Consider the following 15071-nt stretch of genomic DNA (forward strand, 5'->3'; position numbering starts at 1 on the left):
CGACTGAGCGTTGGCATTAATTTGCTGTTTTTATAGTGCTAACGTGCCGTTGAGTATGTATTGTCTTAATGCATATAAATCATTTGGTAAAATCAATATTGGAACCGTTTAATGTCTCATTCAGAATTTATTGGTGTTGTCATGTCAGGAGGCAAGTCTCAACGGATGGGGACCAATAAAGCCTTATTAGAGCGTCATGGTAAAACCATGGCGGACTTTACCGCAGAGTGTCTTACCACAGCTGGAGCTCGGCAGGTTTTGCATTCTGTCCCATTTGGCTTTGAAACAGTTGCCTCTAATCAAATCGCCGACATAACGTCTTCGTTAGGCCCACTTGGTGGCATATTGTCGATCTTAGACTATGCAATCAATCAAGATATCAAAACCAACTTCCTATTTGTTCCTGTCGACTTACCTTTGCTCAAACCACAAACGTTAACTCAATTGGCCCAGTACTCATTAATAAATGAAAATGCCGTGACATTTCATCGACAACCACTACCCGTTTTGATCCGGCCATCTTTAGACATACTTAAAACGTTAATTGAAATAACCGATACTCAGAAAAATTTATCTATGTTTCACTTTTTAGACAAAATAAATGCAGAAGCAATAAAATTAGAAGATGTTGACGTATTGTATAATTCCAACAGACCTGAAGAGTGGCAAGCGGCATTAGCAAAGTTAAAAAGCTAACCACGTTTGTAACGTATATTTTAATACAAATTTTTAATACAAGGATTGCACAATTTACCTATTAGAGCAGTCTATCGTCACAAAGAAGAGCTTCTCGACAATCTACATATCAACCAAAAATTGCTTAATGACATCTTTGTAATTACGGCTTACTTTTACCTGATCATATTCTCCTAACTGCAGAAAAAACTCACCTTTAGTATGCGGTGTTACTTTTTTAATATACGTTAAGTTTACAATAGTAGAGCGGTGTACTCGTTTAAATATTGTCGGATCTAATTCCTCTAGCAATTGTTTTAACGTACTGCGTTTTATGTGTGTAACACCACCAGCATGAAGACATACGTAATCCCCGGCGGCGTCGACCCACTCTATCTCCGACTGTTTTAACAGGGTGATATCGCCTCGGTCTTTGATCAGGACTTTACGCTCTAGGTTAGGGTTGTTTTTAGCGGCACGAGCTAAATCTTCTTCTGTCATCGAATCATCATCACGAAATGAATCAATAGCACTTATAATCCGATTTTTACCGTCTTTTTCTTCACTTAATATTCGTTCTTGCACTCGCATTACTGCCAGCTGTAAACGTTCTAAATCTAGCGGTTTTAATATGTAGTCAACAGCATGGACGTCGAAAGCATCAATAGCATATTGTTCGTAAGCGGTTGTGAATACAATAAGTGGCATAACGTCTGTTTGTAATTTTTTAATAACACCAAAACCATCTATTCCCGGCATCTGAATATCGAGAAAAACCAAATCTGGACTTTTTTCCATTATCACTTCGATGGCTTGGCGCCCATTTGAGCACTCGCCTATTATGTCGATATTGTCGATTTTGCTTAGCTTCGAACGCAGGATCTGCAGGGCTAACGGCTCGTCATCAACAATCAATGTAGTGATTTTTTTCATATGCTCTGTTCCATCTATGCCATTGGTTCATAGGGTATGGTTATTATTGTTGTAAGCCCACCAGACGATTTGGATTCGAGCTCAAATTTGTAGTTATTGTCGTAAATAACTTTTAATCGTTCGTCGATATTTCTTAATCCAACACCTCGGCTTTGCTTGAAGTCCACTTTACTCTTAGACGCCTGACGACCGACTTCTGGTCCAGCCCCAGTATCGCTCATTTCGAGGATCAGTTTATCGTTTTGAATGTAAGATTTTAAACTTATCGTACCGCCTTCTTCATTCTGAGCAATAACGTGTTTCATCGAATTTTCAATAATGGGCTGAATTAATAGGCTAGGTACCAAAGCCAATTTTGAGTTTTCACTCACATTGAAGTCGAGTTTTAAGCGCTCGCCAAAGCGTGTTTTTTCAATTTCCAAATACAATTTTAGCGCATTAAGCTCTTTGTCTAAAGGCAGTTTAGTGTCTGGATTGTTATCTAATGAATAACGTAAGAACTTACTTAATTGCACCGTCATTTTTTGTGCTTGTTCTGATGCTTCAACTTCGATTAGGGAGTTTATTGCATTGAGCGTATTACATAAAAAGTGAGGGTTTAACTGATATCGCAACATCTTAATTTTGGCGTCTCGTGCAACACTTTGTGCGGTTAAACGCTTTAATTGCTCTTCACGAGCTTCGGCCTCTGCCCGTAACATAATTCGATGTTCTTCTTCGAGTAATTGATAATAACGCAATCCATGAAAAATACTTACCCAACATAAAAAGATAAAAATACTGCCAAAATACCAACCGCCAAAATCTCGCCAAACGCCACCTTCGTTCGTCATAAACATGTAGGTTTCAATTCGAATTGCGGTCCAAATGGCAGCCACGAGCATGATCCAAATAAAACCAACCGTTAACCTAATAGAGGCGGGTTTATTCCATACACTCATAAACACTTTGTACAAGGGAATCGAAACAATAAACCCAACAATACCTTGCAGCAAAGTATGGCCAACATAAATTAAATTGAGTTGTGCATACCAAAGCGTTAGCGTGAACAGACTGATAATACAAAGAAAAGCCCAAAAGCCTACCTGCATTACCCAAAATTGCGACATTCTTGTTTTTATCATAGCGCCATTACGTTTTAAAACAGTCGGTTAAACCTAGCACACCATGTATTACTTGCCTATGTTAACCCGTTTATTCACGGTCAATAGTTGTAAATTTTAGAACCACCAAAGAAACGACATTAACCTCAATAAATAGCATTACAATTAAAATCAGACAAAGTGGACATTTTTAACGGCCAGTGCGACCGCGATAACTTATTGGAGCTAATGGTCATTTAACCCAAATTCAGCGGTCCAAAAAACAACGCAGACACCCACCCCAGTTTCACCAGCCCAAGCCCGGAAAACAACGTAGACACCCACCCTAGTTTTCCCTGTCAAAGCCTGAAAAACGACGCAGACACCCACCCTAGTTTTCCCTATCAAAGTCTGGAAAACAACGAAGACACCCACCCCTGTTTTCCCTGTCAAAGCCTGAAAAACAACGCAGACACCCACCCTAGTTTCACCAGCCCAAGCCTGGAAAACAACGTAGACACCCACCCTAGTTTTCCCTGTCAAAGCCTGAAAAACAACGCAGACACGCACCCCAGTTTTAATTGCCCAAGCCTGAAAAACAACGTAGACACCCACCTCAGTTTCACCTGCCCAAGCCTGAGAAACAACGTAGACACCCACCTCAGTTTCACCTGCCCAAGCCTGAGAAACAACGCAGACACCCACCCTAGTTTTCCCTGTCAAAGCCTAAAGAAAAACAACGTAGACACCCCCCCCCAGTTTTCCCCTGTCAAAGCCAGAAAAGTAATGTCATTTACTTAGAACAAAACGTAAAAAGGCCGCTACAACAACTGCAGCGGCCTTTAGCGTTACAACTTAGACAACATTAGAAGCTGTATCTAGCACCAACTACGTAACGTGTACCGTATTGTCGAGCGTATAAAAATTGCTCTTCGTATCGGCCAAAACCTTGTTCGGTTTCATTGTTCAAGTTTACGCCATCAAAGAAGACCGTAAACTGCTCAGTTACGTCATAATTCACGCTGATATCCCATTGGCCAAATTCTTTCGCAAATTGTGGTGGAACATCTGACGAACCTTGAGATTGGCCTTGACCAATCAAGTACTCATCACGCCATGAATATGTAGTTTTAACCGACAAACCGTCTTTTTCATAAAACAGTTGGAAGTTAGCTGAGTTACTTAAACCTGGTAACACGGCTTGGATTTCAAGTAATTCAGGATCATATTCAACGTCACCGTCAACAAATGTCGAGTTGAACGCAAAACCATAGCCTGATTCTCCAAATACGTGCTGCACCGCAAATTCCAAACCATATACAGAACGTTCGTCCACGTTTTCAGGTGAACTGATTGTCCACGTTACTAATGGATCGGTTGCTGGATCGGGTTCGATTACGCCATCTAGGTTGCCATTGTTATTGGCTAACATCTGCTGAAAAATTGCACTGTCAGTCGCTTGTTCGCCACGCGCTTCTATTTGGCCTACCGCGGCATTCCAGCGGTCACCTAAATAGATGTCGTGAATACCATCAATCGTGATCTCAACTTGTGAGTTATCAATCCATTTATCCACTTCTTTAGCAAATAGGCCAAGAGACAAATAATTTGCATCGTCGTAATAATATTCGAATGACACATCTACGTTGGTTGATTGGTATGGTTCTAAGTTAGGGTTACCTCTGCCACCGGTGCGCGCACCAATTTTAGGGCTACCCGAGACCGAAAACGAACCTAATAAATTGCCTAAACCAGGGCGTGTAATGGTTTTACCCATCGACATACGACCGACCAACTCATCAGTTAAATCAACTTTGATGTCTAACATAGGTAAAATAAGGTCGTATTCACCGGTGTAGGTAACTTCTTCTAATTCTGGTTTAAAGTCAGTTATCCACTCAGACGCCGCAACCCAATTTACCTGCAATGGAATTTGGCTTTCTGAAGGACTAACCACTTCGGTTTTTTCATAACGAATACCAGCATTTAGTTGGACAGGGAAATCTCCAACTTCAAGATCCCATTCTGTCTGCAAATAAAAGCTTGTTGTTGTTTCTTCAACTAACGATTGTGGAACAGATCCACTGTAATAGGCATCTGGTACATAAGCATTCGCCCCTAACACATCTTCAGTCAACACCGCGGTTTGTCTCGCAACTGCTTCGTCAAAGTCGTATGTGTAATAATATCCTGGGGTTAAATCACTGCCACCACCGTCAAACTGGTCGAGGAAATTTCCCGTATCGTGTCTAACAAACATATCGTCTGGCAACATTTCAACAAAACTAGGATCAAACCCTGGTCCACCACGCAGTCCACTCCAAGCAGACGAACCGCTCATGGTTTGTGTGGTGCTTGAAACGCCTGCTTTAACATACGCTAGAGATGAGTTATATGGGTTAGCCCAGGTTGAGTGCAATTGAAATTGCTGCACAGTAGACTCACCTGGATTATGTAAAAATTGACTGAAGTTAGAGTCAATTTCACTCGGCAGTATTTCATTTGTACCGTTTTTCCAAAGTATATTTACGCTTGGGATTTCACCTTCACGATAATCATAAATTTTAGATGCTAATTGGTCCGAACCCAAAATAACCTGACCCGAGTTACCGCTGCCTTTATCTGCGCCATTATCTATTTCAGTGATGGAGTCGTGGTAATCCAATTCGATATGCAAATCGTCTGTTAATTGCCAATCGAAATTAATACCGAATGAACTAGACTTAACTTCGGTAGTATCTTTGCTCGCGCTAAATGAACCGTCGTCACCACTAATATCAGCATAAATAGCCGTACCATTGCTATCAAGTTCATAGCTGTTGATATTGGCACCAAAGTTGTTCCAAATCCCCCAACCAATAGATTCGGTCGCGGTCACAGCATTGGTTGCTGTGTAATCCGTTGTAATAACAAAGTCGTCATTGACTGCATATTGCAAAGTAAGTTGACCATTCGTGCGGGCGCGACGAACGTCGGCAATACCGTAGTTCATGTCTTTGGCAAAATAGTGATTACCAATCCGATTACCTTCACTGTCCATAGGACGAGGGTCAATAACCTTGTCATCATCTAATGTTGGGAGGCCTACATTGGCCTGCCAACCTTGAATGTTGGCTTCTTGCTTTTGAAAGTCACGTCGATGGTGAGAAACAGACAGGGCAACACCAAAGGTTTCGTCTAAAAACGTATTGCTGTAGATGCCACCAAATTCTGGCGTAATATCATCTCCAGCCACGTTTGAAGAGTCGTAAATACCTTTACCCATCAAGCTAAATTTCTCGCCTGGTGATTGTAAAGGTTTAACCGTAACAATATTAACGGTTGCCCCTAAACCACCGGTAGGCACTTCTGCCCGAGCCGTTTTTTGAACTTCTAGTGCACTTACACCTTCTGACGACAAGTTTTCAAAGCTAAACGAACGGGTAAAACCGGTACCCGGCATTTGTCTGCCATTAAGCGTGATTAAGTTAAACTCAGGGCCAAAACCACGAACCGTGATCTGACTTCCTTCGCCATTTGACCGACTAATAGATACGCCAGTAATACGGCCTAAGGATTCAGCTAGGTTCGTATCCGGAAATTTACCCATTTCTTCGGCAGAAATTGCATCAACAACCCCTGAACTGTCTCGCTTTAGATCCATTGATCGAATTAAGCTACCTCGGATCCCTTTGACCTGAATGACTTCAATTTCGTCGTCGGCAATTTTGTCATCTTCGGCTGCAAAACTTGGAAGCACAACAGCTGTACCAAGGATAATGGCCAATGACGACGCCAATTTGTTCTTTTTAAAGTTAAGTGATTTCATAACTTCTCTTCTAATAATTTGTTTACTGAACAACTAAAACTCATTTGGTTGAAAACATTGATAAATAGTTTTAGTTCACTTTTATTAAGGGCAAGCTCACTCACCCTTATTTCCATGTAAATCCCAGCTATTGCTGAACCATGACGCTGACATTATCCAACTGCACTTGGCCAACGGCCGCGCCCATGTCGAAAAATACGCGACTGGTATCATCACCAAAGCCGGTCGTAGTAATCGTATACGTGTAAGTTGTCCAGTCTGGCGTTAGCGTTAACGTTTCAACGACATTAGTCCAAGGTTCATGATCCAAACCAAGCCCTGCCATTATTTCTCTGGAGTCGTCTGATCGCGCGTCAAATTTCAATAAATACGTCGTACCTGGCACCAAGGTCATGGACTGCTTTAAGCTAACGTCCCAAGGGTTACCAGCTGCGGCTATATCAGCACTGAAGATGCCACCACCAACACTTGCCGCCATACCATCTGTTCCGCCCCAACCGGTTGCTGAGTCAAAACCACCGTTTATTAATAATTCGCCACCTGCAGTACCACCAGTGCCGCCACCGCTTCCTGTACCACTGCCGTCATCAACGATTTTCACGCTAATGTTGTCCAATTGAACCTCGCCCGTCGCGGCGCCTAAGTCAAAGAACACTCGGCTTGCATCATCGCCAAAACCGGTCGTGGTTATCGTAAACGTGTAGGTTGTCCAATCTGGCGTTAGGGTCAACGTTTCAACAACATTGGTCCAAGGATCATGGTCTAAACCAAGTCCAGCCATTATTTCTCTAGAATCAGTAGAACGTGCATCAAAGGTCAATGTGTAAGTCGTATTCGGAACCAAGGTCATGTTTTGCTTTAAGCTCACATCCCATGGGTTTCCAGCCGCGGCGATATTGGCACTGAATATTCCATTACTAATGCTTGCTGCCATTCCGTCAGTTCCGCCCCAACTTGCTGCAGAGTCAAAACCACCATTGGCGACGATCTCTTCGCCTGGAGTTGTTACGACAGTACCGCCACCATTTCCTGAGCCCTCACCGACAAGTTGAACACTGACGTTATCAAGTTGAACTTCGCCTACGGCTGCCCCAAGGTCAAACAACACGCGACTATTGTCATCACCAAATCCAACGGTTGTGATAGTGACCATATAAGTTGTCCACTCATTAGTCAGCGTCACTGTTTCGACAACATTGGTCCAAGGATCATGGTCAAGACCAAGTCCGGCGATAATGTCGCGAGCATCGTCTGAACGTGCATCAAACTTCAAGACATAAGTGCGGTCGGCAATTAAAGTCATATTTTGCTTTAAACTCACGTCCCATGGATTTCCAGCGACTGCAACATCCGCAGTGAATATGCCGTTAGATATGCTGTCCACCATTCCGTCGGTGCCGCCCCAATTTGCAGAACTGTCGAACATGCCATTGAGGATAAGCTCCTCTCCATTGCCTTTTTGCTCTGAAATATCATTTGAAATGTCATCATCAGACGGGATACCAAAATAAATATTGTCTACTCGGTAAACTGCGCCGGTACCATTGCCCCAACTTGGGAAGATCATAACAATATCAATAGCGGTCAAATCTAAACCGGCAGACGCTAATTCTATTAGTGGAAAAGTATATGCTTGCCATTCACCAAGTACTGGTGTTTCGCCTTGTTTGCTTGTTGTCAGCTCAACCTCTGCAGCGGTGTTCCCACCGGCACTTTCTAACTTTAATAACCAGCTTGTTTCACCATTGTCTGGCATTGTGACCACTTTCATGTCGAAACGTAAAACACCTTCGTTGATATAATCATCAACATCTGCGACGCCTCCGGTATCTCGACCAAAAAATCCTACGACAGTGCCACCATCACTACCTTCACCTATGGTAAATTCAACAACACTGCCATGCTCAGCATCATCTTCGGCTTCAACTTGAGGTAAAAATGCACAGCAGTCCCATAATCTCCAAGCACTGTTTACTGCGTCTTGGTAAAGAGTATATGCACGGTCATAAACGGTATTATCTGGTCCTTTCACGTCACCTGTGCCGCCGTCAACCGGGCCAGAACTATGTATCTTAAAATTATCTAAACGAAATATTGCGCCATCGCCTTGTCCCCAGGCAGGAAAAACCAACACAACGTCAATTGCAGAGACATCAAATCCATCTTCAACAAGTGGACCTAGAGGAAGTTTGTAGTGAACCCATTCATTTAGAATGGGACTATCTGTTAAACGAATTTCGTCGGCTGTACCGCCTAATGCCGTTCCGCCATTTGATTCAATTTTTAAGTACCAAGGTGCGTTAGGATTTGATGGTGGGGACATTAACTTTAAATCAAACTCGATTACGCCAGATTGTGAAAGTGAACTGCCGTCAAAAGGATAACCAGAACCACCTTGATCAGACCGCACATTAAATCCAACAACGGCTGCTCCCGTTATATGAAACTCAGCGACATTGCCATGTTCATCATCATCTTGCACCACCATTGGTACAGCGTCACTCTCACCATCAGCAACCCTAGAATCCCACATTGGCCAGTTTTGATTTACGTCGTCTTCAAATAACGTTAATTTTGCGCCTTCAAACGCCGCACCTATGCTCACGTTATCGATTTGAAATTCACCAAGAGCGTTTAAAAATTTTATCGCAGTAATTGCTGACGTATCTAACCCTAAAGCTCGAAATGAACCAATATCGAACATAACATGTTGCCACTCACCCGAGACGAGCGATACACCATCAATATTAGACGATAAAAGCACTTCACCAGCAGTAACCGTTGTTTCCTGTGTAGTGCCGTCGGTTTTAGTCGATTCTATTTTAATTGTCCAATCGAGAGATGCGTCCTGCGGGACACTTACCACTTTGACATCAAATTCGATTTTTGCGTCATCTGGTAACAAAGTGCCGTCATATGCGATACCCGAAAAACCAAACTCGGTTGTTAATGATGCATTGCTAAATAACGCAACTTCGCCATAGTTTTCATCATTTGAATCAACTATCGACGCAGAATCACCCACTAAATTCCAACTTGAATCACTGTCTTCAAACAAGTCTACGCCAACCGGTACAGGCAAAATTGGCGGAATAGGTACAGGAGCGGCACCACGAATAAAGGTATTATTGTAATAATCTGAATTGATTGTCGCACAGCCTTTACCCGTAACCGGATCTTTGGAACATTGATAAACCCGCACATAATCCACCAGCAACGCATTGCCATTTGCAAACGCAGAATGAGACACACCATTAGCTAACGTGCCTTTGTCATCGCCAACCTGATAGTCGAACGCTTGATTGACATTGCCAGCCCAATCACCACCGACGGCATTGTTTAAAATGATGAAGAAGTTTTGGTCAAATGGTGCTGGACCATACATGATGTCTTTATCTACAGAGTTTTGATCTACGGTATACCAACCTTTAGTACTTAACCCGTTCGCCTCATTATCTATCGCACGGTAAGTCACCTCAGAATCACGTTGATAGCCAAATAAAACATCGTCCACATACCAGCGAATTTCGCCTTCTTCCCACTCAACGGCATAGGTATAAAATTGGCTTTCAGGACCTTGGTTAGTTGGCAAAGCATATTCATTACCCGAATAGTCATGGTTGCCAGAAAGTGGACCGTAATGCAGTGTGCCATGCACATGAGAATCAATTTCTCCATCTGCGCGTAGTTCACCTATATTGACCCATTCAATAATGTCTATTTCGCCAGAATGTGGCCAACCACCATAAACACTGTCGGTAGGCATCATCCAACCTGCAGCAAACGTCCCTTGCCCTTCAGGTGATTTAGCTCTTATCTCAATACGACCATATTTAAAGTCCCCCTTTCCCTTGGTGACGATTCTTGAAGAAGTATACGGTTTCGATAAACCCGACCCCGGTGTTGTAGGCTTGGCAACGATGTTTAGAATACCCTCTTGTAAAAATAAATTTTCAGGAGAGTCGGTATAACATTGCGCTTCATTGTTACCGCCGCCACTACAATTGATCTCAAACGACCACTTTGACATGTCTAAGCTGGCGCCATCAAACTCGTCGCTCCATACCAACTCCCAGTCAGAACTCGGCGTTCTTAAGTCCGGTGGGGTGAAATCAGATTCTGTTTTAATGGTATCTCCGCAGCCGACTATGGCTCCAGATAAGGCAAGTCCGACTGTAAGCAAACGCCATCTTGCATATTGTGTAACCCTGTTGAGTTTCATTACTTATCTCCAATGTGAATTTATTGGGTACTCGAATTATTATTATTGTTTTTACTCCCGAGCTGAGAGTTAAAACGTATCGTTACCAAATGTATATTTCGCTAGGGTAATTTTTAACACAGCAGTTTGATGCGCTATTAAAATAATCGCCAAGGCGGGACGTTAGAAAGATAAAGCGGACAAATCACCGTTTTTGCCCTTTGGCCGTAAAGTCATTCCTGCTAAATCCTCTCCTATTTTAAGTCAGAGAACATAAAGAAGAGCAGGCGTTTATGCTCACCTATTTATAGTTTCAAATTTATCGGTATTCCACCTAGTCGCAAAATTTGCACCGCCCTGTCGCGTTTCGATTGTCGTAATGGATTAAATAACCAACAGTGGATTCAGCCGAATTGGCAAATAATAAAAAAGAACGACTATTTGGTCGTACGATAATGGGGTTAACATGAATTCAAATTACACTAAATTTAATAAATCGCTGGTTTTTGGCGCAATGGTTATGGCACTGAGTGCTTGTAGTTCTGATGATGACGAAGAAGTTGTCGTTACAGACCCAGTCAATGCTGCACCGGCGATTTCAAGTACAGCTCAAACGTCAGGTTCAGCCGGCGATGCATACACTTACACCGTTACTGCAACAGATGCCGACGGCGACACGTTAACGTATGCCGCAACAACATTACCAAGCTGGTTAAGTTTTGATACAGCAACCGCGACACTCAGCGGTACACCTACGGCAACCGACAATGGTGATCACGACGTTACTATTACGGTTAGCGACGGCACAGATACAACAACATCTTCATTTACGATTTCAGTTACAGTTCCAAATACTGCCCCTATGGTCACAAGTACCTCAATGACAGCAGCAACTGAAAATACCGCTTATAGCTACACATTAACCGGTTCTGACGCCGATGGTGATACATTAACCCTTAGTGCCACGACTATTCCGAGTTGGCTATCATTTGACGCAAATAGCGGCGTATTAAGTGGCACACCTGCTCAAGCAGACGTTGGTGATCATAGTGTAGTCTTAACTATATCTGACGGTACCGACGCTATTACTGACACCTTTACGATATCCGTAGCAGCGGCGGGCGTAGTCGACCTCACACCGACAACTGGCGCCTTAAGTATTTTTGATGAAAGTACGCAAACGGGTTGGTTCGCTTGGGACGACTCTGGTACATACCCACCAGTAGTAAGTGCCGATGACGCTGATCACGGCCAGGCCATTGAATTTAAAATTACAGGTAGCACGGTTGTAGGTTTCACAACGAGAGAAGCTCACGGTGCGACAAATGGCGTAATCCACAACGCAAGTAGCATTACAGATGACGGTACCTTGTCTTTTGACCTTAAAATGACGCAGGCACCTACCGCAGGAACCGTTTCTTGGTTTGTTAAACTAGAAACATCAGATCCAAGTACAGCTGTAGAAGTTAATATTTCCACTAGCCAAGAAGGTCACGTAACACCGGTATTAGATGTTTGGCAGACGTATACGTTTAATCTTAAAAGTTTAGCTGACAACGGACTCGACATGTCAAAAGTTGATATCGTATTGGTATTCCCACAATGGGGCCAAGGCGATGGCGCAATGTTCAAGTTAGATAACGTGGCATTTAATGCAGACGGCGCGATTTCAAACAGCAATGGCAATGGCGCAACCACAACGACTGCATTAGGTATCGACTTTGAAGGCTCACAACTGACTTGGGAATCGTTTGACACAGCCAATATCATGTTTGAAAGCAATCCAAACACAACGGGGATCAATGCCTCTGCCACTGCAGGTCTGTTTAACGTTGCTCAAGGCGATGGCGAGTGGATCGGAGCACGAACTGAGGGCATCGATAATTTTGCGCTAAGTGATTCAAACTGTTTGGTAACTATGGATGTTTACAAAGATACCTTAAGTCCAGTTGACGTTAAATTTGAAAAATTCAATGGTGATGGTTGGGGCTCTCATGGCACAGTTTCGGCTACCAATACCGTTGTTAATCAGTGGGAAAAACTCTCGTTTAATTTCTGCAGTATGATTGGTTTACCTGAAAATGATGATATCGGTGCGTTTGTCGTGTTCCCAGACAGAACCGGTAGTAGAGCTCAAGCGACCGTAAACTACGTCGATAATATTACATTCAGTTCAGGCTCAGGCGCAGTAATAACAACGGGTCCTACTGCGGGCGCGCCGGTGCCAATGGCATCAGCATCTGACGTAATTTCAATATTTAGTGATTCATACACCAACGTTGACGGTGTCAATGTAAATCCAGATTGGGGTCAAGCGACTGCCACAAGTATTGTTGATGTCGACGGTAATAATACCGTCAAAATGGAAAACCTAAACTACCAAGGTATTGAGTTCTCGAACCAAGATGTATCTTCTAAAATGAGTCTACATATTGACTACTGGACAGCTGATGCGGACGCATTTGAGTTATTCTTAATTAGCCCAGGCGCAGAAGTAAATTATACTGTAACGACAACTAAAGACGGTTGGCAAAGTCTAGACATTCCGCTGAGTACCTACTCTTCTGTTGTCGACTTAACAAATGCATTCCAATTTAAGTTTGACGCACAAAATACCGGTGGCGGTACAATTTATGTCGACAACTTGTACTTCTCATCTGCCGATGGTTCTGTTACCCCTCCGGTTGCAACCGGTCCAACTGAAGCGGCACCAACACCAACAGCACTTGATGCCGATGTAATCTCAATATTTAGCGATGCATTTACCAATATCGATGGCGTAAATGTAAACCCAGATTGGGGCCAATCAACGGCTACCTCAATTGTAAGTATTGAGGGTAACAATACGGTTAAAATGGATGGTTTAACCTACCAAGGAATTGAATTTCCTAATAAAGATGTTTCAGGTAAAACGACCTTACACATCGATTATTGGACTGCCGATGCAACAGCATTCGAATTGTTCCTAATCAGCCCTGGGGCAGAAACGAATCACACCATCACCACGACTCAAGGCGGTTGGCAGAGTGTTGAGATCCCACTTAGTGATTTCTCTTCAGTCGTTGACTTAACAAATGCATTTCAATTTAAGTTTGATGCGCAAAACACTGGGAATGGTACGATCTTCATTGACAACCTGTACTTTTATTAAGTACATAAATTGTCCTTAGTGTAACCCTTAAAAAACGCCTTTAAACTTCGGTTTAAGGGCGTTTTCATTTGTCCCGATCTGGCCTTCAACACGCGACTCTAAATCTAAAATCAATTTCCCTTATTATTTCTATCGCCATAACTTCATTCCGATAATAGATAAGTCAGTTGGCTGACACTAACTTCAATGGTCAGCCCAAATAGTACGGCACAATTCATCTGTTAATTTCCGCCTTTGATCACTCAATTTTGGTCGACTAACCTTATGGCTTACTGTAGCTTAGTTCAAACCGTTGAAGTTCACGCTTTAGTCTGCAATATCAACAAATAACGGGAACGATGAGCAACACTTCACTTTCAATGTTTTACATAATACGTTTATTTTAAAATCAAATTTCAGGGCAATCATGAGAAAACTAAAGCTACAAATGCAAATGACCTTAGATGGCTTTGTTGCCGGCACCAACGGTGAAATGGATTGGATGGTATGGGACTGGGATGACGAGCTAAAACAAGCGGTTGCAGACTTAACAGAGTCGGTAGATACTATTTTGCTGGGTAAAAATTTGGCCCAGGGATTTATCCCTCACTGGACTAAAGTGGCGGATGATAAAAACCACCCTGAACATTCCGCAGGTCAAAAGTTTGTGAATACCCATAAAATTGTTGTGAGTAAAACATTAACGAAGTCTGACTGGCCGAACACTACACTCGCCAATGGCGATTTGGTTCAAGAAATAAACAAATTAAAACAACAAGAAGGTCAGGATATTATTGTTTATGGCGGCGGAGCGTTTGTAGCGTCATTAATTACCAATGAACTTATCGACGAGTTTAATCTTTTTATTAACCCAACAATCAATGGCAAAGGTATTGCCATTTTTAGTGAATGTCAGCAGCCGCAAAAACTCAAACTCGAACACTCAAAAGCATACCCGTGCGGCATTGTCGCGGTTCGATATACCTTGGACAGATCAGTGCCTGACACAAGTTCAGAATAAAGTTAAAGTTAGACCTAGACCAAATTTAAAGCGCCGCACACATAATCGAGATGTCCGTACACGGGCTTATTTATTGTCTGTTTTAGAAGGCTTTAACAATTAAGTGCTTCAGTGGTATTTCAAATAAAAAACCAACCTAACTCGGTTGGTTTTTTGGAATCTAAGCACTACCCGTTACCCCCAACTTTCAATTAATGTGATGGAGATACCGCTTGCAAATG

At 42.7% G+C, this 15071-nt stretch carries 7 protein-coding genes; 3 read left to right on the forward strand and 4 right to left on the reverse strand.

The window, feature by feature from the left end; all coding sequences use genetic code 11:
• Window positions 1–111: 111 nt before the first annotated feature.
• Complete coding sequence (locus KO525_RS10680) at window positions 112–696, forward strand: molybdenum cofactor guanylyltransferase (RefSeq protein WP_215963792.1); 585 nt, start codon at window positions 112–114, stop codon at window positions 694–696.
• A gap of 102 nt (window positions 697–798) precedes the next feature.
• Here KO525_RS10680 and KO525_RS10685 read toward each other — a convergent pair whose 3' ends face one another.
• From KO525_RS10685 to KO525_RS10700, 4 genes are all read right to left on the reverse strand, one after another.
• The gene (locus tag KO525_RS10685; protein WP_215963793.1) at window positions 799–1608 is read right to left on the reverse strand and encodes a LytTR family DNA-binding domain-containing protein; all 810 of its coding nucleotides are present in this window, start codon (window positions 1606–1608) and stop codon (window positions 799–801) included.
• Between the two features lie 14 nt (window positions 1609–1622).
• On the reverse strand, window positions 1623–2717 hold the full coding sequence (locus KO525_RS10690; RefSeq protein ID WP_252736684.1) for a sensor histidine kinase: 1095 nt from the start codon (window positions 2715–2717) through the stop codon (window positions 1623–1625).
• Window positions 2718–3555: 838 nt separating this feature from the next.
• On the reverse strand, window positions 3556–6498 hold the full coding sequence (locus KO525_RS10695; RefSeq protein ID WP_215963795.1) for a TonB-dependent receptor: 2943 nt from the start codon (window positions 6496–6498) through the stop codon (window positions 3556–3558).
• Between the two features lie 127 nt (window positions 6499–6625).
• Complete coding sequence (locus KO525_RS10700) at window positions 6626–10720, reverse strand: carbohydrate binding domain-containing protein (protein ID WP_215963796.1); 4095 nt, start codon at window positions 10718–10720, stop codon at window positions 6626–6628.
• Between the two features lie 445 nt (window positions 10721–11165).
• On the opposite strand from KO525_RS10700, the gene KO525_RS10705 reads away from it, so the two are divergent.
• Window positions 11166–13850: a putative Ig domain-containing protein gene (locus KO525_RS10705; RefSeq protein WP_215963797.1), complete on the forward strand. Its 2685-nt coding sequence runs from the start codon at window positions 11166–11168 to the stop codon at window positions 13848–13850.
• 406 nt (window positions 13851–14256) lie between these two features.
• The gene (locus KO525_RS10710; protein ID WP_215963798.1) at window positions 14257–14850 is read left to right on the forward strand and encodes a dihydrofolate reductase family protein; all 594 of its coding nucleotides are present in this window, start codon (window positions 14257–14259) and stop codon (window positions 14848–14850) included.
• Window positions 14851–15071 lie beyond the last annotated feature (221 nt).

This window comes from Psychrosphaera sp. B3R10 (genome assembly GCF_018861025.1).
Classification (GTDB): domain Bacteria; phylum Pseudomonadota; class Gammaproteobacteria; order Enterobacterales; family Alteromonadaceae; genus Psychrosphaera; species Psychrosphaera algicola.